The following is a 23,569-nucleotide window of genomic DNA, read 5'->3' on the forward strand; positions in this document are numbered from 1 at the left end:
CGGACCGGAGCCGTCCACTGGACAATTCGTGGACAACAACGAACGCTTCGCACTGTCCATGGCGGACTTCGCGTGCCGGGTCTACATTTCCGGTGTTATGAAGAACCAGAACCAGGACTCCGCGTTCCCTTCGTTGCACCTCGTGGACCTGAAACCGTACGTGTCCGTGGTTCTGCTGGAATGCACGGACGACGAGCCCGCGCGGGCGTTCGAAACGCTGCGGCGCTTCCTGCGCAAGAACGCGGGCGATCCGGGGCGTGCGGACGGGATCCGCGTCCGCGCCGAAATCGTGTCACGTGCGGATGAAGTCCTCGACGAGGTCGGGCGGATGGACGAGTTCGGGGTCGACGAGATCCACAGCCTCGTCCGCGAGGTGACGCGAGTGCCCGAATGGGCGGAACGGGACGCCGGTTTCGTGGACGTGGTCCACCAGATGTCGGTCGCCGTTCGGCGGGACCGGCTCGTCGCCGTCTACTCCGGTTTCACCAGTGACGCGAAGTTCAGCAGGTGGATTCACCGGGAAGCCGCTCCGTACCGGTTCGTGCCCGCCGATCTGCTCGCCGGTGTGTTCCGGGGCGACGGCAGGATGCTGTGGGTGCGCGGGGTGCACCGCCGTCGCACCACCAAGTCGGACAGCAAGGCGCTCGGGGGCCTGCGTCTCCAGGACGCGCTCGATGCGATCGAGGACAGCACGTACGCGATGACCGCGGCGAAGGTCACCTACCTTCCCGGTAACCAGAACGCGGTGCTGCGCGACGTCGTCACGGTTTCCCCCGGCGCGTCCCGGATCTCGTGGAAGCGGACCTCGCACTTCCCGATGTTCGCGGCCGCGGTGGGCGAGGTGCTCGACGTCGTCGAAAAGGCACTTGCCTCGGGCGAGGAGCCGGAGCCGCAGTTTTCCGAACTCGCGGTGCCCGAGTCCGATCTCGGCCGAGTGCGCGGCGCGTTCGAAGCGCTGGTGGCAGAGCCGGATCTGGTGGGCGGGGACCCCGAGAGCGTCGAGGAATCCGATGAGCGCGCCGAATTCCTCCGTTCGGCCATCATCGCGGTGCGCGGCGAGCCGACTTCCGCAAAGGCATACCTTGACGTCGGCCGCGACGGCGCGGTGACGGGGACCTTGGTCGTCAGACCCGCCGAATCCGCCGGACGGGTGTGCTTGGACGTGGGCTATTGCGGCACGCCCACCGCCGAGGCGTTTACCCGCGAAGTCAAGGAGGTGATCGCCGAGGGTGATCTGCTGACCGTGTACTACGAATCGGGACACCTGTTCAACGGAAGCCAGGTGGTGCGGCAGAAGCCGATTTCGAAGCCGTTTCCGAACCTCGAGTTCGCCGACTTCTCCGGCTATTCGATCACGAAGGAGAAACCGGTCCGGCGGGATGGCCTGCGCCTTCACGATGCGATTTCGACGGATGGGGACGACTCGCTGTTCGCCTGGGGGGTACAGCGCTTCGGCTCCGACTGGCTGCTCTGCGACGACGGCGCCGGCGAGGTCGCGGACTACCTCCACCTGACCGACGACGGGACGCTGACCGCGATCCACGTGAAGGCGGCGGCGAACGCCGGTCCTGGCCGCCGGATCGCGGTCACCCCGTTCGAGGAGGTGGTCAGCCAGGCCGAGAAGAACGTCCGCTTGCTCGGCACGGAGAACCTGGAAGAGCGGCTCGGCCGTCCGCGGGCATCGCGAGCCGCGGCCTGGCATGCCGGACAGCGGAGCACGAGTGCCGAGTTCGCCCAGCAGTTGGCGGCCAGGGTGGCGACCGACCGGACCAGGGTCGTGATCGTCCAGCCCCACCTGTTGCGTGCTTCCCACGATCAGGCGCGTGCCGACGTCGTGGCCGGTCGGGTGACGAGGGATACCCTCAGCCTCGCGCTCCTCGACAACCTCCTGCACAGCACACGGCGGACCGTCACCGCGTTCTGGGACGACCTGACCGTCATCGGCTGCGCGTGATCGGCGCACTCAGGAGAGGGCCGGATCGCCCCATGCCAGTTCGGGCAGGTTGCTGGACCGGACGCCGGTTCCGGTCGGCCTCGTGCCCCCGGGCGAGGTGCGGGTGCCGGGCCGGTACATCTCCAGCCGCAGCTTCAGTGCGCCCGTGACGTCCACGTCCACCAGCCGCGGTTTGCCGAGCGCCGCACGGTATTCGGATCGCGGGCGCCCGTCGAGGCGCACCCGGAAGTGCCCGATCTGGAACGGCTCGGCGGCGTCGTCCAGCACCCCCACGACCGAGGTCATCCGCCGGTAGGCGGCGCCGAGGTCGATCTCGACGAAGCTCACGATTTCCGCGGTGCCCGAGGGCCGCACCAGCACGCTGTCGGCGTACTGCACGCCGTCGATCCGCGCGCGGCCCGATCTGATCTCGGTGCTGCTGGCCAGCCAGGGGAGGCCGTTGGCCAGCAGCACCGACCCGTTTGCCGCCGCACCGGTCGCACCGGTGGTGCCGGTCCATGGACCGCGTTCCGGAAGGGGAAACCGCCCGCGTCCGGTGATCGCCGCCATCAACTCCGATACACCGCCTTCGGTGAACGCGTCGATGCGGAAGCTCGTGGTGGAATGGGCGTTGAGGAAACCGGGGATCCCCTCGATCGTTTGCCCAGGCAGGATGACCGGGAGGATGCGTTCGGTCGCGCGGTGCAGATCCTCGACCAGGTCGTCGCGGAGCATCGCCGCCTCGAACTGCGCCCTGCGTCCCTCGCCGGGGAGCGCTGCGCCGTCGGCACGTCGCCGGTACTCGGGGGACGCGATGACCAGGATGAACTCCGCGGCCGTCAAGTGCTCGAGCGCCCACAGCGACCAGTCGCGGCGCTTGTTCTCGTACCACTGGTCGAAGCGCATGTCGAGTCCCATCCGGGTACGCAGGAACTCGGCGAACCGCTGCACGAGCTTCTGATGCTCGGGCGAATCGCGGGCGTAGGTGACGAACACCCGTGGTGCTTCGTGATCTGGCATCGGGGCCCCCGGGGAAGAGCGGTGTCGAAACGAATATTGTCGGCGACCGGTCGAATCAGGGCGATGCGCGTCACCCGATTGCCCCACTCTTGTCGATTTCGCCGTGCTGTCAAGGGTTTTCCGGCGAAGTCATCTTCTGGTCCGGACATGTCCGGGTGTCCGGATAATGTCCCGTTTTTGTCAGGTTTCGTGTCTGTTTCCGGCTCGTGCCACCGACTTACGATCAGCGCTCCTGAACGACGGGCACGAAGGGGCGATGACACGCGTGTACGAGTACGACGTGTTCATCAGCTATCAACGCGAGGGCAATCTCGTGCCTGCCTGGGTGCGCACCCATTTCTACCCGCGGCTGCGGGAGCTGCTCGACGATCACCTCGATCGCGAGGTGAGCATCTTCTTCGACGAAAACCTCCACGGCGGCGCTCGATGGCCGCTCGAGGTGCGGAGAGCCCTGCAGCGGGCCAGGATCCTGGTTCCCGTCTGCTCGCCGAAGTACTTCCTCAGCGAGTGGTGCCTCGCCGAATGGCATTCCATGGCGCGGCGGGAGGAGCTCGTCAGGACCGCTTCGCCGGAGGAATCGCGGACACTGATCTATCCCGTGATCTTCTGCGACTCGAGGAACTTCCCGGCGTACGCGCACGAACGCCGCATGCAGGATCTCAAGACCTGGAACGCCCCGTACGAGCACTTCATGGCGTCACCGGCGTACCTCGACTTCCACCACGAGGTGGCGCGGATCGCCGAAGAGCTGGAGGTGCTGATCGAACGGGCGCCGGAATGGCGGCCGGACTGGCCGGTGGACATGCCCGCCCCCGGCGCGCCCCGCCCGTCCGAATTGCCGAGGTTCTGACCGATGCCGGGAACAGTGGTCACCTTCTACTCCTACAAAGGCGGTGTGGGGCGGAGCTTCACGCTGGCGAACATCGCCGTCCTGTTGGCGCGCTGGGGCCATCGGGTGCTGTGCGTGGACTGGGATCTGGAGGCGCCCGGCCTGCACGACTACTTCCGGCCGATGCTGGAAGCCCCGCCCGCGGGCGGGGTGGTGGACCTGGTCGACGACTTCCTCGGTGGCCGGGTACACCCCACCGCACACGTCACCCGGCTGGCCCGTGTCGGCGCACTCGACTTCATCGCGGCGGGCAGGGACGAGCCGGACTACGTCCGCCGAGTCCAGGAAGTCGACTGGGAAGCCTTGTACGACAACGGCTTTGGTGACTACCTCGAACGGTGTCGCGACCGGTGGACGGCCGACTACGACTACGTCCTCCTCGACAGCCGCACCGGGATCTCCGATATCGGCGGTATCTGCACCGCGCACCTGCCGGACAGCCTCGTCGTCCTGTTCACGGCCAACATGCAGAGCATGCGGGGTGCCGTCGAGATCGCCAGGCGTGCCAATGAGGCCCGTGACCGCCTGCCGTTCGATCGGCCGCAGCTCGCGGTGCTGCCCGTGCTGTCCCGGTTCGACACCCGCGAGGAGTACGACCGGTCGGAGCAGTGGCGGAGCATCTGCGTCGACGAAACCCAGGGCCTGTTTCACAACTGGCTCGACCACAAGGTCCCGCCCGAGGTGATGTCCCGGCACCTGACCCTGCCCTACGTTTCCTACTGGAGCTTCGGCGAGCAGTTGCCGGTCCAGTCCGAGTCCAGTCCCGGTGCGGATCAGATCGGCTTCGCACTGGAGACCGTTGCGGCGGTCGTGTCGCGACATTTCGATCGCACGGACTTGCTGGCGGAGAACCGTGACGCGTATGTCGCTTCGGCGAGGACGGCCAAGCACGCCTTCACCCACGACGTCAGGGTGAGCACGACTAGGTCCACATTGGACTTCGCGGACGCGCTCATCGCCGATCTGGCGGAACGCGGTGTGCGGGTTCGCAAGTCGATGTCCGGTGACCGGTCTTTCCTCGACAACGCCGAAGACGACGCCCGGCATTTGTGCCTCATCGTCGATCGGAAGGTCAGCCGGTGGCAGTCCGCGGAGGTCGAGCTGTTCCTGCACCGCACGCTCGGCCAGGACCGCAGGGTCATCCCCGTGCTCACCGCCGACGCCGAGCCGAACGCGTTGCCCGGCTACCTCGGCAACCTGCGGTACCTCCGGCTCGGCCCGTCGCAGGGGCCGGTCGAGGTGGCGCGCGGGCTGGTGGACCAGCTCAACGGCGACGTCTCGCTCGTCGACGCCGGTGAGGTCGATCCGGCCGACGTGGTGCGGCTGGCCGCCGGCGCGTGGCTGCGCCCGCTGCTGTGGGAGCTCGTGGACGAGACCGTTCGCGCACTCGTCGTCGTGGCCGGAGCGGGCGACGCGGTGAGAACGCGGGAGCTCACCGCTGACCTGGCGCTGGCGATCAGGCCCCGCGCCGAGTCGGCAGGGGATGGCCGGCGCACGCCCGTGCCATCGGCCGTCAAGGCGACGCTCGAGCAGGCGAGGCAAGTGCTCGAGGTGCGGGCCAAGGGCCCGGACGGCAGCCGCCACGAGTTCAGCAGGTTTCTCCGCGAGTAGTCCGGTGCAGCGCTCGATCCGGTGGTCGCGATCGCGGCCACCGACCACGGTGGGGAAGGATCTCGGATGGCCGATCGATTGGGACACAAGCAGACCGCGGCGATGTTCACCCTGATGGTGCTCGCCCGCGACGTGTCCAACCCCGAGCTGGAAACCATCGTGGGCTTCACGCTCACCGGGAACGAGCGGAGAGAGCTCAACGAGCTCGGATACGTCGTCAGCGAGATGTCCGGACGCGCTTTCCACCACCAGCTGACCGAGAGCGGATGGGCGTGGTGCGGCGCCGAACTGGGAGCGAAGACGCCACCTCCCCAGTCGCGGAGCACCCTGATTTCCGGGCTTTACATCCTTCTCGGCGGCTTCGACGACTATTTGCGGCGCCAGAACCTGCGCTTGGCCGACCTTTTCACGCCCACCGTCGAGCTGACCACGGAGGACATCGAGAGCAGCATCCGGACGGCCTACCGCAAGCTCGCCAGGTCGCCGCGAGACTGGGTGGGGCTGGTGGACCTGCGGCCGATGCTCGGCGGCGCGTCCGCGCATGCCGTGGACGCCGTGCTCAAAGAACTGAGCCGTACCGGGAAGGTCCGCCTGATCCCGGAGTCCGACCGAAAGGCGCTCACCGCGGCCGATCACAAGGCGGCCGTCCGAGTCGGGGGCGAGGACAACCACCTACTGTCCATCGAGGCGCCATGATCGACCAGATGTCAGCGCTGGCCGCGCTGCGCTTCGACTGGGCCGATACTCCGGACCACGTGTGGCGGGACTCGCCGTACCACGTGGACGGGCTGCACACGGACGTTGTCGCGGCTATCGAAGTGGGGCTGCGCGACGCTTCGGCCAGCGGTGGGCCCAGCCCGATCGGATTGGTGCTGCAAGGCCAGAAGGGGGTCGGCAAGACCCACTTGCTCGGTCTCGTCCGGCGGCGGGTGCACCGTGCCCGTGGGTATTTCTTCCTCGACGACCTTACGGCGGGCGATGCGTTTTGGGAGAACACCGCCGACGCGCTGCGCCAGGGACTTTCCCGGCCCGACGAATCCGGTTCCTCTCAGCTCGTGAGCTTCCTTCGCCGGGTTTGTCTACGGGTCGGCGTCGATGCCGGGGCCACCAAGGCGATACTCGGCGGGCGCGGGCTCACCAGGACGCATCTCGAAACCTTCATCGACGGTCTGCGCACATTCGACAAGCAGGTCGCCGTCGAGTGCGCCGACACCGCACGGGCGCTGGTGCTCTACGCAAGTGAGGAAACGGGGAAGAACTACATCGGAGACGATTACCTCGGCGGGTTCGAGGAATCGAAGTCCGGGGAACGGCGGAAATGGGGGATCCGTCCGCAACCCAAGTCCGCGCAGGCCCAGGTGCGGGACATCACGCGGCTGTTGGCGCTGACAGGGCCGGTCGTGATCGGGGTGGACCAGCTCGACACGCTCATCGCGCGTTCCACCTTGCGCACGGACGAAGAAGGACCAGGCTCGGGCAGTGGCATGCTCGTGGCGCAGATCGCCGACGGGTTGATGCGACTGCGCGAGGTGACCCGGCGGACCATGACCGTGCTCATGTGCCTGCCCAATACCTGGGCGCAGATCAAGAACAACGCGGCCGACACGGTTCCTGACCGGTTTCGCGAGTCGTTGATTCTCGGGCGGGTGACCGATGCCGCGCTGGGCAAGGCGCTGGTGGAAAAACGGCTCGGCGTGGCGTGCGAAGCCATGGGTTTCACACCGCCGCACTCGACCTGGCCGGTCGCGCCGTCCGCGTTCGAGGGGACCTGGGAGGAGTACACGCCGCGTGAGTTGCTGAAGCGCATCGGTGCCCACATCGACACGTGCCTGCGAACCGGTGAGGTTCGCGAGCTGACCGCCTTCGGCGACCACGCGGCCCGCGTTCCCGAGCCGTCGCGTCCCGCGCCCGAGCCGGACCGCTTCGCCGAGCTTGACGCCTGGTTCGAAAAACTGCGGTCGGAGGCCGACGCGTCGATGCTGCTCGACCAGCGGACAGAGGACGCGGTGATGCCCGCACTGCTGTCCGCCGCGCTCAAGGGGTGGATCACCGAGGTCGGGGACGACAACATGGAATGGACTTGTGAGACCAGGACCGAGCGGAACGAGGTGCACGCCTGGCTGACCCGCACCGTCGACGAGGCGTCCGATCTGGAGGAGCACTGGGCGTTCAGAGCGATCGCCGCACCGCATCACCTGGCTGTGCTGCACCGCTTCCGCAAGGCGCGGTCCGCCGCGGGACTGCGGCAGGGTGCTGACAACCGGCACCTGATCCTCCTCCGCAACGCGTCATGGTCACCTGGACCGACGACTCAGGCGGAGCTGAGGGCGCTCGAAGCCGTCGGCGGGCAGCGACTCAAGCTCTCCGAAGCGGACGTCCGGACCTTTTGGGCGCTGGAAAAGATGTTCGTGCAGGGTGGCACCGATCTGCACGAGTGGCTCGTCGATCGGCGGCCTGCCGGACGGTCACAGCTGTTGTCGGCGGTATTGCCGGAGACACCGGCGGGGCAGCGTGCGGACGGGAGGCATCCACCCCCCGCGGACGGCGAACTAACGCTCGGCGCCGTCGTGGGCACGGGCGAGCCGGTGCGCGTCGAACTCGCGGCGCTGCGCAAACATGCCGCGGTGTTCGCTGGCTCGGGGTCGGGGAAGACCGTCCTGCTGAGACGAATCGTGGAGGAGTGCGCCCTGCTCGGGGTCTCCGCGATCGTGCTGGACCCGAACAACGACCTGGCTCGCCTCGGGGACGCCTGGCCGAGTCCGCCCGCGGGGTGGGGGCCGGACGACGCGCGGCTGGCCAAGCGGTACCTGGCGGAGACGGACGTCGTCGTCTGGACTCCCGGCCGGGCCACCGGCAGACCGCTGGCCTTCCAGCCGTTGCCGGACTTCGCAGGCGTCCTCGATGACGAAGACGAGTTCGCCGCCGCCGTCGAGGTGGCCGTGGCGACCTTGGCGCCGCAGGCCCGGCTGACCGGAAGCACCGTCAAGGCGAACATCGGGCTCGCCGTGCTGCGACAGGCGGTCATCCACCACGCCCGCACCGGATCGCGCAGCCTTCCCGCACTCATCGACGTGCTGTCCGATCTGCCCGAAGGGGTGAGCAACCTCAACAACGGCAAGCGCATCGCAGGAGATCTGGCCGAAGTGCTCAAGGCCGCGATGGTCAACGACCCGCTGCTGGCCGGGGACGGCCATCCCGTCGACCCCGGTGCGCTGCTCACACCGGAGCAGGGAAAGCGTGCCAGGGTGTCCGTCATCAGCTTCATCGGCCTGCCTGCGGAAGAGCAGCGTCAGAACTTCGTCAACCAGTTGCAGATGGAACTGTTTGCCTGGGTCAAGCGCAATCCGGCTGGTGACCGCCCGCTCGGCGCGCTGTTCGTGATGGACGAAGCCCAGACTCTCGCCGCCTCGGGCACCTTGACCGCGAGCACGCGCAGCACCATCGTGCTCGCCTCTCAGGCCCGTAAGTACGGGCTCGGCCTCCTGTTCGCGACCCAAGCGCCGAAAGGGCTGCACAACCAGGTCGTCGGCAACGCGATGACCCAGTTCTTCGGCCGCCTCAACAGCCCGGCCCAGATCGCCGCCGCCAACGAGCTGGCCAGGGCGAAGGGAAGCACGGTCGACGACATTTCCCGGCTGGAACGCGCCCAGTTCTACGTGGCGGGCGAGTCGTTCGGCTTCCGCCACCTCGCTACGCCGCTGTGCCTGAGCAACCACCCGGCCAGCCCGCTTCGCATCGAGGAGGTGATCGACCGCGCCCGAGGCCGCCGTCCCTGATGCGTCACTTCTCGATAACCGCCTGGACACTCCCCGCAGGTGCTGGCCACCGGCGGCAGGGTGCCCGAACGAGCGTCGGAACACTTGGCAGCCTTCCGTGGCAGCGGTGTTCTCGTTCGCGGGTGAGACGATCGCTTAATCCATGTTGGCGAGAAACCGGCTTCGGGCACCATGCCAGGTGACTGACAGCTGCTCACGGGCCCGAGTGCAGGCGACGAAGAGCAGGCAGAGTTCGCGCTGCAGGTCTTGCCGGTGAGTTGTTTCGTCTTCTTCGATCGGGGTAACCGCGTTCCTGGCCGGTATCTGACGATCACCAACCCCGATCACGGCGAGGCACCGGTACTCCAGGCCCTTCATCAGGTGCATTGTCCCGAGTGACACAGCCTCATCTGCCGCCCGTCCTTCGGCCAGCATTCCGGTGGGGATCGATGCTGACGACAGGGACTGTTGTGCCATGGTGAGTAGCCATTTCGCGCGTGCCGCGACGCCGATCTCGCCTGGTTGTACTCCCGAGCCCAGCCAAGTCCGGATCTTGGCTCGAAGGTGGTCGAGTTCGGCATCGAGGGTCGCGAAGCCCTGCGGTTCGGGCGGCAGCCCATGTACGTCTGATCGGCACCCCGCGATCGAGTCCAGACCGTCCTCCATGTCGTCGATCCGCTCTCCGCGCATCAACCCCAGGCTCCACGCCAGAATCTCGGCTGTGGTGCGGTAGTTGATCCGCAGCTTGGACGACCGGCCGCGGATGTTGATTCCTACGTCTTTCAGAGTAACCCTGTTGTTGTAGATCCTTTGGTGGGTATCGCCAGCGATGAAGATGTCGTCCCGGTCACCGGGGGTGGCCTCCCGCAGTAGTCGCCATCCCTCGGCACTGAGATCCTGTGCCTCGTCAACGACGATGTGCCGGTAGGGTTTGTCGTTTCGATTCTCAAGCAATCGAGTTGCCTCGGCGCGAACCGTTTCGTGCGTCCAATGGCCCTCCGTTCGAAGGGTTTCCGTGAACTCCAGCAGCGCTTGCCAGACCTGTGCTTTCTGGCGCGGCCCAAGTTGGCGACCACGACCATCGCGCTTGGCTGCCAGGTATTCTCGCGCTGAGGAAACGCGTTGAGCCAGCACGACTTGCCGCCATTCGTCGGCTAGGAAGCTCTCGCTGAAATCGAGTCCGAGGTTCTCTAGTATGTGCTGCCATATTATTTTCTCCTCGGCCCTTTGAAGGATCGAAGGCGACCCATGTGCATCACGGAAGATGCGATGGGCAAGTTGATCGACGTTCAGTACTTCGATACGGTTTGCGACCTCAGGGAAGGGTGTCAAGAGTTTGATTCCAGCCTTGAGGGAATCGGTGAGCGCAGAGGTAAAGGTGGTAACCAGAATTCGCCCTTCCCCTTGTTCCGCCAAGAAGTGTGCGCGGTGAAGAGCGACTACCGTCTTGCCTGTTCCGGGACCGCCGCTTACGCGTGCCGGCCCGCGGTACCGTTTTCGAACTACGCTGCGCTGGGCCGGGTGCAGGTAGATCCGCCACAGTGCGAAAGGATGTGCGAAAATGGCCATGAGCTCGTCGGGACCGTCGACGAGAACAATCCGGTCCGGGCTGCGCTTGACGGCTGCTACGAGGTCATCGGTATCGACTGGTTCTGCGACAATGGCTTCGCTGAGTTCCATCCAGACCTCGTCCGGCGAGAGTCCTGCCGCGAGCCCGTAAAGCACATCCCACTGGGTGCTCGGCAGGAAGGACTTGGCCGCTTCGAGTTGAACGGGATCCGTCAGCGCCCTGGCGAAACCCAGGGTCTGCTGGTCGATGCCGAGCTGTATCAGATCACCGTCGTCGACAGCGGCGAAGAGCCGGGTCGGGGCGGTCTCGGCCATTCGCGATAGCTCAGGCAGCGAGGCGTCGATAGCGACAGTGTCCCGGATCTCGATACGTCCGGTTGTGGCGTTCACCGACGCGGTGCGACCTTTTGCCCAGTCGTAAGCCTTGTCGTGCGGTAGGACTTTGAGCAAGACGTAGGTATCCCCGGACTCGGGAGCGAGCACTATGCCGCGCAAAGAATGGGTTATCCGGATGGACCGAAAGCGAGTGTCGTGCGCATTATTGATGCGCTCGAGATGGATTCCCGCGTGGTGCGCGTTCTCGAATCGTGCGAAGACTTCCGTGACTCGGTCTTGGACCTGCCGCTCCAGCCGGGCGAACTCGCGAAGGAAGTCCTTGTCGATAGCAAGTTGCGCCACTGCTCGATCCCCTCCAGGTGGTTGCCCGGTCGAAAGGTGCGGTTCGGTGCAGACCGGTCACGACGACCTTCTCATGAGGCTACCGCGATGGATTTCGATACTTCGGTCCACCGTGTCCTGTAGCGGCTTGTTGACATCGAGCAGGTCGGCGTGGTGTTGCCAAGCGTCGGTCGTGCGCTCCACCGTGTCTGCGACGACATCGGCCAGGTCTGCTCCGTTGGCGTGAAGCCGCTGTTCGAGACGACTGAAAGTGCGGTAGTCGACCCGCGAGAAGTTCCGGGTACCACCGAACTTGAGTCCGAGATCCTCCGGCTCGTTCTCAGCCCGGTAAGCGGCCGTACTCACCAGATCGTAGGCGGGAGAAAGAGTGGGCACCCGCTGGTTGGAGTAGATCAGCGACCAGTTCTTGAGATGTGCGTCGCCGTTCGAGATCAAGATGATGAATGTGAGTCGCCGGGCAAACTCTCGGAGCGCGGTGACGTCCCGGCCGCGGTACAGCAACGCCGCGATGGTCTCGAAGTTGCCGTGGTACTTCCGATCTGGGTAGACATTTCGAACCTGTGCGAGATCTTCGATGTGCACCGGCCGCCGGTGTTCTGCACGATCGAACCGGCGCACCGCGTATGCCCAGTCCTCGCCCTCCGGCCAGACGTGCGGCGGAAGTCTGTCGAGCTTGTCGCGGTGGACGAGGGTCACGTCCGGTACGTCGATGCCGACCGCCGTGGCAAGGGACATCATCGCGTGTTCGTTTCGTGGAACGTCGGCGTAGACCCGGTCCGGCAGCTTGACGATCCAATCACCGCCTTCGCCATGCGCGGGAAGGGTGAGTCGGTCGTCATGACGGATCATGGAGAACTTGAGGCCCACTCCTGCCAGTGAGAACCGCCAACCACCGTGCTCGCCGTCGCCATCGGGGCCGTAGGGATCCGCCCCCGCAGTGAACGGATCCCAGCCGTCATCGGGCGCATCCGCCTCAGCCAGTACCCGGATCGCCCCGGGAAGGTCGTGGCCTACCTGCGCGAGTAGTTCCATTTCGCGGTCGGCGGATACTCTTCGATCCGTGGCGATCCAGTCTCGTAGCCTGCCCTCTGGCAACAGGTTGGAGAACCATGCCGGTAGTCGCAACGCGCTGGCGTGGCGTGCGACGAGGTCCTGTTCGAAGACCAGTCCGAGCACGGGACGATCAGGGTCCGCAAGATACTCTTCAGTGAAGGTGAACCAGGTGTAGTCGCCGCGTTGGTTCAGGGTGCCGACTCGATAGTCGCCCAGCCAAACGCCGTGGCGTTGCTCACGCGGCGTCATAGTTGCTCTTCATCGTCCAGTACGAGCTCGGTCAGTGACGGCGTGTCTTCGAAGCCCCATTCGCACATGTTCTGCAGGAAATCCTGCAGATGCGTCGTCAGCAGTTCACGTCGTTTCTCCAGTGCCTTGGACAGGGCGCCGACACGGAGTAGCTCGATGATTTCGTCGGTGACCGCATGAGATTCAAGGACCTTCGACCAGGACGCCTCGTCGGTGACGACCTTGTCGACGAGCCGCAGGCCGACTTCCTCCGAGTCGATCTCCACGATCGGCATCAGTACCCGGTTGGCCGCCCATGGACGGTACGGCTTGGTGACCGACATGTTGGGTGCGAGATATCGGACGGCGTCCCTCGCCGTCGTGCGGTCGACGAGACAGTCCGCAAGATCGGAGATTTCGTACTGCTCGTGGCTATCGGGGTTCCTCGGACCCGCAGCCCACCATGAGCAGAGCACGATCTTGGTCGCAGCCTGATTGGTGGCGAAGCTCCTGAGGTCCGGCAACACGTGCTCGCTCTGTTCGACCAGTTCGAGAAGATTCTGGACCGAACTGCTGAGGTCTTTTTCCAGCACGCGAGAGCACAGCATCCGCGCGGCGTCACCGGTGCCTGCCTTGAACTGTTGTGGTCCAGCTACAGCGGCCCGCCAGTACCAGCGGCGGAGCAACCGTCGATTGCGCGGGTCGGGATTGGGGTGATGGGCGAATACTCGCGCCAGTGGAGGCAGGAGATATCGATAGGCGAGCATGGAGAAATGTGGAACGAGCGCGTCTTGCTGCAAGAAGGCCACCGCTCGTCGGAGAGCCTGTTCCCCCTCGTGATAGGCCGCGTCCCGCCCTTCGTCACCATTGACGGCGAATTCGTCACGGATATCGCGTTTGACATCGGAGCCGCGTCGCGCGAGCACGCCCTGGAGGATGGTGTTGCCGTCGATCGTGCCGAAGCCGAGGTCGGACGCGATATGTTCCGCGATGAGATCGATGGTGAGCTGTCCGGCGACCTCTTGGTCGTTCAGAGCCGAGAAGATCTCCGCACGAGAAAGCCGTTTTCCGTAGTTGTTCATCCGATCGAAGATGTCTTGCAGAACCTTGGGGTCTGCTTGACGAACCTGATACGCCGGAACCTGGAACTGTCGCAGGGTCCGGGTTACTCCACTGGCTTGTTCGAGCCTGTCGGAAATACCGGAATGATGGTTGAACCAGATGAGAATTTTCTGCAGGTCAAACAGCACTGGTAGTGGAATTACCAGCGGATCTTCGACCTTTGGCAATCGGACGAATTGCTCGTCGCGCAAGTCGTAGGCCAATGCGAAGCGTTGGTCCTGCTGGCCGTCGGGATGCAGCGCGTTCGCCAGACTCGTAATACGTTGCTGGCCGTCGACCACCCACAGTGCCTCGGTGCTCGCTGGGGCATCGATATCCAACGTGCCCAAGCGGAGCCGCTGCTCGTCAGCTTTTCGCACCCAAAGCAGGAGGCTGCCCACCGGGTAGCCCCGGACGATGCTGTCGAACAATCGGCGTACATCCTCCCAGTGCCAGCGAAAGTCGCGCTGGAAGCTCGGCACCCGAATCTGACCGTTCCAGGCCATGCCGACCAGGGACTCCACGTCCATCGTGGTGGTGCTGAGCGGTGAATTGAGCGTCATCGCCATTGTTACGATCTCCCGTCCTCTTCACGCACCTTGCCAGACTCGAGTGCTTGCCTCGTGCACTTCGACGGCGTGTGCATCGAAGCGATCGGGACTATCGCTGACGGGGATGAGTCTAGAGGCTCGGGCTTGGCTGCCTTCCCGTATGTGGGTAGCCGACGTGCGGCGGTCGGTCGGACGCGAAGGTCAAAGGCATTCACAACGGGTCGCGGCAGTCTCACCACTGGTGACTGGGTTCGGGGCGGCGGCGCCTACCGTAAGGTGCTGGGGAGGTCGAAGCCGGGGAAAGGGGAGTCGAATGGGTTCGCTGTCGATCGTCAACGCGAGGGTGTTCGACGGGGTGTCGGACGAACTCATCGACGGGCCGGTGCACGTCGTCGACGGGCGGATAGCCGAGGTCGGGCCGGGGGCGGCGGCCACGGCGGACCGGGTCCTCGACGCACGTGGCGGCACGGTGCTGCCGGGGCTGATCGACGCGCACTTCCACGCATACGGGATCGGGCTGGACGGGCTGCGCATCGAGTCCACGCCGTTGAGCTACGTCGCGCTGGCCGGGGCGAAGCGGCTTTCCTCGGCGCTCGCACGCGGTTTCACCACGGTGCGCGACGTGGCGGGTGGCGATCCCGGGCTCGCGACCGCGATCGACCAGGGGCTCATCGCCTCGCCGCGGTACCTCTACACCGGTGCCGCGCTGAGCCAGACCGGCGGGCACGGCGACGCCCGCGCCGCCGACAGCGACCTGTGCGCGTGCCACGCCCACACCACCGAGGTCGTGGACGGCGTGGACGCGCTGCGGCAGGCCGTGCGCGACCGCTTCCGCCGCGGCGCGCACGCCATCAAGATCATGACCTCGGGCGGGGTCATGTCGCTCACCGACCCGATCCGCATTCCGCAGTACTCGCCGGACGAAGTCCGCGCCGTGACCGAAGAAGCCGCGCGGCGGGGCAGCTATGTCGCCGCGCACGCCTATTCGCCGGAAGCGATCCGGCATTCCGTGGAGAACGGCGTGCGTTCGGTCGAGCACGGCAATCTGCTCGACGCCGAAACGGCGAAGGTGATGGCCGAACACGACGCGTTCCTCGTGCCGACGCTGGCCACCTACGACGCGATGAACCGGCGCAGTGACGAGATGGGGCTGGCGGCGGTTTCGCGGGCCAAGAACCTCGAAGTGCTCGACCACGGCAGGACCGCGATCGAGCTGGCTCGCGCGGCCGGGGTGCGGGTCGGCTTCGGCACCGACCTGATGGGCGCGCTCGAAGACGAGCAGCTCCACGGCGTCCGGCTGCAGACCGAAGTGGACGGTGTGCTCCTCGCGCTGCGGTCGATGACATCGGTGAACGCGGATCTGTTGCGGCGTCCCGATCTCGGGCGCGTCGAGGAAGGCTGCGTCGCCGATCTCCTCGTCCTCGACGGCGATCCGGTGCAGGAACCCTCGCTGCTGTGGGATTCCTCGAAACGGCGCATCGTGGTGCAGGCCGGCGTTCCGCTCGGCTGAACCCGGCGCGCGGAATTGTCGGTCGGCCGTATTAGGCTCGCCGTCGACTCGGGGAGGGAGTTGCGATGAGCACGAAAAACAGGGAAAACCGCGCGGCCAAGCAGAAAGCACGGGCCCGGCGAGCGAACCGTTACCAGGACGGCGTCGGGCAGGACGCCGCCGAGCGGCATGCCGCGACGGTCAACTTCGTCGGCAGGGTGCTGTGGGAGGCGGCGTCCGGCCCTTCGGAGGCTGAGGCGCGGATGCTGGCCGCCGAGCTGGCGAGCGGCCGTCATGGCGCCCGGCGGTCGGTGGACACCGCCGTCGATCTCGTGCTGCGGCGCGCGCTCGGGCACACCTGGACCGGCGGCTGGCAGCCCTACGACGTCTTCCAGATCGCCAGGCGGCGGCTCACCGAAACCGGGACGGGGCTGCTGGTGGACGCGATCGCCGGAGAGCTTGGCCAGCGCGCGGCGGCCTCGGTGCACTGGCGATGGCGTGCGCAGCTCGACGAAATCGGCGCGGTCGTGTGGTGGGAGGCCGACCGGCCGCAGTTCGGCCAGTGGGCCGAGAAGCACGGGCACACGCACGAGTACGCGCTTGGCGCGGTCATCGCCGCGCTCGCCATGCTGATGACGTTGCCGAAGCTGCCCGAGATCCCGTTGCCGGACGAGGGCAGTGCCCGCACCGGGGTGGACGAGCGGATGCTCGCCAAGGTGCGCGGGCTGCTGGCGAAGGCCGAATCGAGCCAGTTCCCCGAAGAGGCCGAGGCGCTGTCGGCCAAGGCGCAGGAGCTGATGAGCCGCTACTCGTTCGAACGGGCGCTGGTGGAGGCCGAACAGGGAAGCGGCGCGCGGGGCACGGGGCGCCGGTTCTGGCTCGACAACCCGTATCCGGGGGCCAAGGCGTCACTGGTGTCCGCGGTGGCGAAGGCGAACCGGTGCCGCGCGGTGTCGTACGAGAAGCTGGGTTTCGTCGCGCTCGTCGGGCACGAGGTCGATCTCGAACTCGTGGAACTGCTGTCCACTTCGTTGCTGGTGCAGGCCACCGAGGCGATGCTGACGACGGGCAGGCAGGTCACGCGCACCGGCCAGTCGCGGACCAGGTCGTTCCGGCAGTCCTTCCTGCTCGCCTACGCGCAGCGGATCGGGGAGCGCCTCGCCGAGGCCGATCACGCCACCAGCGAGCAGGTCTCCGACGAGCGCCTGCTCCCCGTCCTCGCCCGCCGCACCAAGGAAGTCGACGACCTGTTCGAGACCATGTTCCCCGAGGTCGTCCTGCGCGCACGGACCATCAGCAACCACGCGGGATGGGACGCGGGCCGCGCCGCCGCGGAAGCCGCCAAGCTAGGCGTCGACCGCGCTCGTATCACCTAGGTCCTGTTCCGGAGCCGCGAAGCGAGGGCGTCGAGTCCGGGTTCGGGGTGACGGCGCCCGATGCGGAAGCGGTCGGTGGGCGTGCCGGTGAGTTCGGAGCGCCTCGCGAAAGGCGCGACACGTACCCAGCTCAGGTTGGCGCTCGGCGGTGAACCGGACTCGGGCTCGTCGAGCGCGTCCACCGGCGCAGGCGGCCGAATCGGCGCTGGAGGCCGGTGACCGCGCGGCCGCCGCGGCGCTGGCCGCCGACGGGCACAGCAACCGGAAGATCGCCGAAGAGCCGTTCATCCCGGTCAAGACCGTCGGCGTGCACGCCTCCAGCATCTTCGGCAAGCCCGGCGTGACCAGCCGCGTCCAGGCGGCCACCCTCGCGCACCGCCTCGGCATCGTGTGAGGCGTCAGGGGGTGCGGCCGGTGACGGCCACGATCCGGTCGATCAGCGGCGCGTCGTCGGCGACCTGGGCCGGGGTGCCCCACAGTTCCGGCACCGGTGCCTTCGGCACGAACTCGGTGACGTGGTCGAGGCAGGCCAGCAGCGTCTCCTCCGGCAGGGCGAAGGGCTGTCCGGTGGCCCGTGCGAGGTCCCAGCCGTGCACCACCATCTCGGTGAGCGAGATCCTGCCCCACAGCTCGTTGGGCAGTGCGAGATCCGCCGCCACCGCCGTGCTGCCTTCCCACGCCGCCGTGTCGTCCCACGCCTCGCCGAGTGCGCGCACGTGCTCGGCGGTGCCGTCGGGCCAGCCGTCGGCGAAGGTGAGTTCGGCCTGCTCGCCGCCGGTCCTGCGGGCGAGGGAGGCGAACCCCTGCGCCACCCCGTCGACGTGGGTGACGAGATCGGCGACGGTGTACTCCGCGCACGGCGTCGGGCCGGTGAGCTGGTCGTCGGTTACTCCGGCCAGCAGGTCGGCCATCCGGTGGCAGGCTGGCTTCAAGTCGATCATGGCTGCTCCTCGGTTCGGGGTCTCACCGTGCGGTCGCAGCCGGGGCCCCGTGCCGGACATCACCACCGGATCTTTCCACCCGGATGCGATGATCACGCCGACCTGCCGAAAGGAAGAGCATGACCGACGTCACCGGATTCGCGACCGTCCCGCCGACCACCCTCGCCGACCTGCTCGGCCGCGAGCAGGTCATGGACATCGGCATCCGCCCGCTGTGGCCGTCGGTACCGAGGGTCGCGGGCCCGGCGTTCACGGTGCGGTGCCCGCCAGGCGACAACCTGATGCTGCACGCCGCGATCTACCGCGCGCGGCCGGGTTCGATCATCGTCGCCGAGGCGGGCGACGTGGACTACGCGCTGGCAGGCGGAAACGTTTGCGCCGTGGCGCAGCGGCGCGGGATCGCGGCGTTCGTGATCGACGGTGTGCTCCGCGACCTCGCCGAAGTGCGGGAGATGGGCTTCCCGGTCTTCGCCAGGGGCGTCATCCCGATCCCGGGGACCAAGGCGGCCGTCGAACCGCTCGGCGGCGAGGTGCGGTGCGGTGGCGTGCGGGTGCGCGGTGGCGACATCGTGGTGGCCGACGAAGAGGGCGTCGTGGTCTGTCCCGGGGACCGTCAGGAGCGGGTGCTCGCCGACGCCTGCGCGAAACTCGCCAAAGAGGCGGATGAGTCCCTCGACGAGTGGGAAGAGGCGCACCGCGCACGCATCGAAAAGATCCTGGCGGAAAACGGTTTTCCCGCCTGAGGTGTAGCCAGCGCCACCCTCGCGGCGGGTGCTCGCCGGTCCGGTGATCGGGGTGCTGGTGACATCGGCGTGCGGGGCGGGAATTCCTAACCTCGGAAGGACGAGGGCCGATCGGCGGCCCGTCGGTCTTCCAGGAGGAATCCGTTGCGGACAAGGACTTCGCGTCGTGTAGTGGCCGGGGCGCTGACCGGGGCGAGCCTGCTGGCCGGTACCGGCATCGCCGCCGCCGAACCGGCCGCCGGGAACGGCGGGCCGGACCGGTTCTACCACCAGCGCCTCGACTGGAAACCCTGTGGGGACAAGGGTTTGGACGCGGCGGGCGCGCAGTGCGCCGACGTCACGGTGCCCGTGGACTACGCCAGGCCCGGCGGCCGCACGATCACCGTGGCGATCTCCCGGCTGAAGGCCGCCGATCCCGCGCGGCGGCGCGGGATCATGCTGTCCAACCCCGGCGGGCCCGGTGGCCCAGGGCTCGACATGATGCTCGACGTCAAGAAGGCGATGACGCCCGACGTGGTGTCCCGGTACGACCTGATCGGCATGGACCCGCGCGGCATCGGCCGGTCCGCGCCGGTCGACTGCGGCTGGCCGGTGGGCATCATGCTCCGGTCGGCGGGCGTGGACCGGCAGGCGTTCGAGCGGACCGCCCGGCTGGAGGCCGATCTCGCCAAGCGGTGCGCGGCCGCCGAAGGCCCGGAGCTGCGCCACATCTCCACCCGCAACACCGCCAGGGACATGGATGTCGTCCGCGGTGCGCTCGGCGAACCGAGGATCAGCTACTTCGGCTGGTCGTACGGTACCTACCTGGGCGCGGTGTTCACCCAGCTTTTCCCCGGTCGCAGCGACCGGATCGTGCTGGACAGCGCCGTCGACGCGAAGCGGTACGGCTCGCCCATGCTGCACGACATGGGCGAGCCGAACGAGATCGCGCTCGACGAGTGGGCCACCTGGACCGCGGCCCACGACGCCGAATACCACCTCGGCACGACCCGGGAACGAGTGCGGGCGCTGACCGAGGACCTGATCCGCCGGGCCGCGCGGCAGCCGATCCCGATCGGCGACTACCGCCTCGACCAGCACGTCCTGCCCATGATGCTGTTCAACCCGCTGTCCGACGCGCGGAACGACGCCGTGCTCGCGCACACCGTGCGGCAGATCGCCGACGCCGCCGACGCCGCGGACGGCAAGCACGTGGTGCCCAATCCGGCGCTGGAGAAGGACCTCAGCTTCGTCTACAAGCCGCGTCCCGGGATGCAGAACTCCGGGCAGGCGGCCGTGCTGTGCGGTGACGTCGCCGAGCGGCGTGACCCGGAGTGGTACTGGCGCAACATCCAGCGCGGCCGCGCCGGCCAGCCCGTCTTCGGCGCCTTCGCCGACAACATCACCGCGTGCGCTTCCTGGGCCCCGCCCGCGGAGCGCCAGACCGTCGTGCGGAACCCGGTGCCCGCGCTGATCGTGCAGGCCACCGGTGACACCCGCACCCCGTACGCGAGCGGGGTCGCGCTGCACCGCGCGATGACCGGCTCCCGGCTGGTCACCCTGCAGGACGTCCGCGTCCACGCCGTGTTCGGCAACTACCCCAACGCCTGCGCGGAGCACGCCGTCAACACCTACTTCCGCGACGGCACGCTCCCGGAGGCCGACACCACCTGCCGCGACGACTGATCAGGAATTCCGTGTCGTCAAGACGGGTTGGACGAGGACATGAAGGCCATTGGCGTCCACGAGTTCGGTGGTCCGGAAGCGCTGCGGGTCCTGGACCTGCCCGAACCGCAGGCGGGTCCCGGCGAGGTCCGCATCCGGGTGCACGCCGCCGCGGTGAGCCCCACCGACGTGTTGCTGCGCACCGGTGGGCACGCGGTCCGCATGCCGGACCGCAGGCCCCCGTTCGTCCCCGGCATGGATGCGGCGGGGGTGATCGACCAGGTCGGTCCCGGGACCGACGGCCGCCTCGCGGTCGGCCAGCGGGTGATCGCCATGGTGCTGTTCACCAGCCCGCACGGCGGGGCCTACGCAGAACAGGTCGTCGTGTCGGCCGCATCCGTGGTTCCCGCTCCGGAGGGGGCGGACTTTCCCGCGGCGTCCACACTGCTCATGAACGCCGTGACCGCACGCCTCGCGCTGGACGCGCTGGCCGTGCCGCGAGGCGGGGTCATCGCCGTGACCGGCGCGGCCGGCGCCGTCGGCGGGTACGCGGTCGAGCTGGCCAAGGCCGACGGCTTGACAGCGATCGCCGACGCCGCCCCGCACGACAGCGCGCTCGTGCGCGGTTTCGGCGCCGACCAGGTCGTCGAGCGGGGCACGGACGTCGCCGATCGAATTCGCGCGCTGGTCCCGGACGGTGTTCTCGGCCTGGTGGACGGCTCGGTGCAGACCACCGAGGTCGTGCCCGCGATCGCGGACGGCGGGGCGCTGGCCGAACTCCGGGGCTGGCCAGGGCCCGCCGGACGCGGCATCGGGGTGCACCCGGTGATGGCACCCGACGGCATCACCGGCACCGAGGGGCTGGACCGGCTCCGCCGCCAGGTCGAGGACGGCACGCTGACGCTGCGCGTCGCCGAGGTGCTCCCCGCCGAGGAGGCCGCCAAGGCCCACCGCATGCTGGAGGCGGGCGGCCTGCGCGGGCGAGTGGTGCTGGACTTCAGCTGACGGCGTGGTCGCCGGACCCATTCTGAAACGGCTGCTGCATCTTGTTCGGAAATATTCCGTGTGGTGCTTTTCCGGGTGGGACGGAATTTCCGGGTCACCGCGCGCGTGGGTGTCACCTGCTCGCGTCACCGGATGACGGTGTCGTCCCGCTGCTGGTGAAACGCTGCCCGGGGTGGCCAGGGCCGAAATCGGCGACCGGTCTTTTCAGTAAGACCACGAAATTGTCTTTCACCGTTCGTTCCCCGTTCTCACTGGCCGGTGTCGACCGTTCGGGGTCACTTTCCACTCTGGTGGCCGATTGCCGCGCATCCACTACCCGGAGAAGGATTCGTCGTGCTGCCCTTCCACTCGGCCAAGAGTGCGCGGGGCGAACGCAGCTCCTGTGCGACGAAGCCGGGAATTCTCGCCGCGGTCTCCTGGTGTGGATCGCAAAGGAAAGGATGTCATGAGAGACCTGCATGTCGTGCCCGCACGCGCGGTTCGCAGGATACTGGACGAATTCGCGCCCGAGGTCGTGGAGATTGTCCGTGGCATCTATCTGAACCACGGCGTGGACGACGGCGAGTCGCCTGCCAGCGGTTTCGCCCGCTCGGTCGCGGCGGACGGGCAGGTGGCCGCGTTCGACGCGCCGTCGGGATCGGGGGCGCGGTGGGTGGTGAGCGTGCCGTCAGGGCAGGACGCCACCCCGCAGACGAGGGGCATGCTGGTACTGGCCGACGGGGTGGACGGACATCCAGCGGCCTGTATGGAAGCCACTTGGATCGGCGCGGCGCGCGCGGCCGCGTCGGCGGTGGTGGCGATCGCGGAGTTCGCCCCGAAGGATCGTGGCCTGTCCGTGGCGTTCGTGGGTGACGGCGCGGTGGTCACGCAGATGGCGAGCTATCTCACAATGCCGGCCTCGCGGCAGGCCGAGGTGGCGCGGATATCCGTTCTGGGAACCGGCGACGAGGACCTCGCGCGAATTTGTTCCGACGCCGATGTCGTTCTCGAACGGATCCCCGGACTGACCGGAATGCTCGACGCCGACGTGGTGGTACTGGCGAAGCGGGAGAAGGATCCTTATGTTCCTTCGGACACACCGCTGAACGCGGGACAACTGCTGCTCAACGTGTCACTTCGCGCTTTGCCGGTGGAGCTCGTCCTCGCCGCCAACAATGTCCTCGACGACGTCGACGAGTGCCTGCAGGCGTACACCTCGCCGCATTTGGCCGAACACGCCACCGGCGGGCGGCGGTTCGTCACCGGAACGCTCGGCGAGGTCCTGCGCGGCGAGGTGCTCGTGGACGCGGCGAAGCCGACCGTGTTCACCCCGTTCGGGATGAGCCCGCTGGACGTGGCCGTCGGGCAGTTCGTGCTCCGGGCAGCGACGGCGCAGGACGAGATCATCGCGGTGCCCGACTTCCTGGCGAGCTCCGCCTACGCCGAACCGGCCCTGCTCTGACCGGCGGGCGGTACTTCACCGGCGTCGGGACTTCGGCCGGTGACATGCCCGTCGTCGCCGAGCGGGCCGCGAACGTCTTCTGGCTGCCCCGCGAAGCCGGTGGCTCGTTCCGGGTGGCGCGCCTGACCGTCAGCGACCTGGATCCCGGCCGTGCCCTCAAGGGAGCCTTCGGGGAATGTGACGCCGCGAAGGCGCCCTTCGGGGCATCGGCGGCGTCATGGTCGCGCGCTGTGCGGGCCGAGATTGTGGCGTTGGATGCCCCGAAGGGGTCCTTGCGGGCATGTGCCGGGATCTCGGCGGCTCGCGCTTATTTCACTTCCGCGCTCGCGCCCCGGCAGGGGCCTTCATATAGGCGTGGGAGCCGCGGATTCGGCCTTCACCGACCTGCCCGCGGGGCCGCATGCCCTTGAAGGGGTCCTTGCGGGAATCTGGTGCCGTGAAGGCTTGGCGGATTCATGCGGTGGTCGCAACATGCTCTATTTAGGACAGTAGCATGGTGAGTTTTTCTTTGGGGGTGAGCCAGTTGAGGGTTTTGCGGGGGC

General features: G+C 67.5%; 17 protein-coding genes. 12 read left to right on the forward strand and 5 right to left on the reverse strand.

Going from position 1 to position 23,569, the window contains the following annotated elements:
• Positions 1-28 precede the first annotated feature (28 nt).
• Complete coding sequence (locus tag ABD256_RS39945) at positions 29-1,954, forward strand: hypothetical protein (RefSeq protein ID WP_344430879.1); 1,926 nt, start codon at positions 29-31, stop codon at positions 1,952-1,954.
• Positions 1,955-1,963: 9 nt separating this feature from the next.
• Here ABD256_RS39945 and ABD256_RS39950 read toward each other — a convergent pair whose 3' ends face one another.
• Complete coding sequence (locus ABD256_RS39950; RefSeq protein WP_344430881.1) at positions 1,964-2,953, reverse strand: SEFIR domain-containing protein; 990 nt, start codon at positions 2,951-2,953, stop codon at positions 1,964-1,966.
• A gap of 256 nt (positions 2,954-3,209) precedes the next feature.
• Between ABD256_RS39950 and ABD256_RS39955 the strand changes: the two genes are divergently transcribed.
• The 4 genes from ABD256_RS39955 to ABD256_RS39970 all read left to right on the forward strand — a co-directional run bounded on the left by ABD256_RS39955 (position 3,210) and on the right by ABD256_RS39970 (position 9,229).
• Entirely contained in the window at positions 3,210-3,803 is a 594-nt protein-coding gene (locus ABD256_RS39955) for a TIR domain-containing protein (protein WP_344430883.1), read from the forward strand.
• A gap of 3 nt (positions 3,804-3,806) precedes the next feature.
• Complete coding sequence (locus ABD256_RS39960; protein ID WP_344430885.1) at positions 3,807-5,453, forward strand: KGGVGR-motif variant AAA ATPase; 1,647 nt, start codon at positions 3,807-3,809, stop codon at positions 5,451-5,453.
• 66 nt (positions 5,454-5,519) lie between these two features.
• Positions 5,520-6,149: a hypothetical protein gene (locus tag ABD256_RS39965; protein WP_344430886.1), complete on the forward strand. Its 630-nt coding sequence runs from the start codon at positions 5,520-5,522 to the stop codon at positions 6,147-6,149.
• Positions 6,150-6,157: 8 nt separating this feature from the next.
• The gene (locus ABD256_RS39970) at positions 6,158-9,229 is read left to right on the forward strand and encodes a helicase HerA domain-containing protein (protein ID WP_344430887.1); all 3,072 of its coding nucleotides are present in this window, start codon (positions 6,158-6,160) and stop codon (positions 9,227-9,229) included.
• Positions 9,230-9,364: 135 nt separating this feature from the next.
• Here the strand turns inward: ABD256_RS39970 and ABD256_RS39975 are convergent, their stop codons facing one another.
• Genes ABD256_RS39975 through ABD256_RS39985 form a run of 3 tightly spaced genes read right to left on the reverse strand, consistent with a single transcriptional unit; the run spans position 9,365 to position 14,406 of the window.
• Positions 9,365-11,455: a UvrD-helicase domain-containing protein gene (locus ABD256_RS39975; RefSeq protein ID WP_344430889.1), complete on the reverse strand. Its 2,091-nt coding sequence runs from the start codon at positions 11,453-11,455 to the stop codon at positions 9,365-9,367.
• 57 nt (positions 11,456-11,512) lie between these two features.
• On the reverse strand, positions 11,513-12,757 hold the full coding sequence (locus ABD256_RS39980) for a type II toxin-antitoxin system HipA family toxin (protein WP_344430891.1): 1,245 nt from the start codon (positions 12,755-12,757) through the stop codon (positions 11,513-11,515).
• A complete protein-coding gene (locus tag ABD256_RS39985) occupies positions 12,754-14,406 on the reverse strand; it encodes a DUF262 domain-containing protein (protein ID WP_344430893.1) in 1,653 nt (550 codons plus the stop codon). Before ABD256_RS39985 ends, ABD256_RS39980 begins: the two co-directional genes overlap by 4 nt.
• A 295-nt stretch (positions 14,407-14,701) precedes the next feature.
• Here ABD256_RS39985 and ABD256_RS39990 point away from each other — a divergent pair, with 295 nt between their 5' ends.
• The 3 genes from ABD256_RS39990 to ABD256_RS40000 all read left to right on the forward strand — a co-directional run bounded on the left by ABD256_RS39990 (position 14,702) and on the right by ABD256_RS40000 (position 17,647).
• A complete protein-coding gene (locus ABD256_RS39990; protein WP_344430895.1) occupies positions 14,702-15,898 on the forward strand; it encodes a metal-dependent hydrolase family protein in 1,197 nt (398 codons plus the stop codon).
• Between the two features lie 65 nt (positions 15,899-15,963).
• Complete coding sequence (locus ABD256_RS39995) at positions 15,964-17,253, forward strand: DUF2786 domain-containing protein (RefSeq protein ID WP_344430897.1); 1,290 nt, start codon at positions 15,964-15,966, stop codon at positions 17,251-17,253.
• A gap of 148 nt (positions 17,254-17,401) precedes the next feature.
• Positions 17,402-17,647, forward strand: a complete 246-nt coding sequence (locus tag ABD256_RS40000) for a LuxR C-terminal-related transcriptional regulator (protein ID WP_344430899.1) — start codon at positions 17,402-17,404, stop codon at positions 17,645-17,647.
• Positions 17,648-17,651: 4 nt separating this feature from the next.
• Here the strand turns inward: ABD256_RS40000 and ABD256_RS40005 are convergent, their stop codons facing one another.
• Positions 17,652-18,194 carry a TIGR03086 family metal-binding protein gene (locus ABD256_RS40005; protein ID WP_344430901.1) on the reverse strand — a complete coding sequence of 181 codons (543 nt, stop codon included), beginning with the start codon at positions 18,192-18,194 and terminating at the stop codon, positions 17,652-17,654.
• 119 nt (positions 18,195-18,313) lie between these two features.
• Between ABD256_RS40005 and ABD256_RS40010 the strand changes: the two genes are divergently transcribed.
• The 4 genes from ABD256_RS40010 (at position 18,314) to ABD256_RS40025 (ending at position 23,027) form a co-directional block, all read left to right on the forward strand.
• On the forward strand, positions 18,314-18,937 hold the full coding sequence (locus tag ABD256_RS40010; protein WP_344430903.1) for an RraA family protein: 624 nt from the start codon (positions 18,314-18,316) through the stop codon (positions 18,935-18,937).
• Positions 18,938-19,108: 171 nt separating this feature from the next.
• Positions 19,109-20,602, forward strand: coding sequence for an alpha/beta fold hydrolase (locus ABD256_RS40015; protein WP_344430905.1), 1,494 nt, complete (start codon positions 19,109-19,111; stop codon positions 20,600-20,602).
• A gap of 39 nt (positions 20,603-20,641) precedes the next feature.
• Positions 20,642-21,586: an NADP-dependent oxidoreductase gene (locus tag ABD256_RS40020; protein ID WP_344430907.1), complete on the forward strand. Its 945-nt coding sequence runs from the start codon at positions 20,642-20,644 to the stop codon at positions 21,584-21,586.
• A gap of 445 nt (positions 21,587-22,031) precedes the next feature.
• Positions 22,032-23,027, forward strand: a complete 996-nt coding sequence (locus tag ABD256_RS40025; RefSeq protein WP_344430909.1) for a Rossmann-fold NAD(P)-binding domain-containing protein — start codon at positions 22,032-22,034, stop codon at positions 23,025-23,027.
• The last annotated feature ends 542 nt before the right edge of the window (positions 23,028-23,569 follow it).

The organism is Amycolatopsis minnesotensis, assembly GCF_039529815.1.
Classification (GTDB): Bacteria; Actinomycetota; Actinomycetes; order Mycobacteriales; family Pseudonocardiaceae; genus Amycolatopsis; species Amycolatopsis minnesotensis.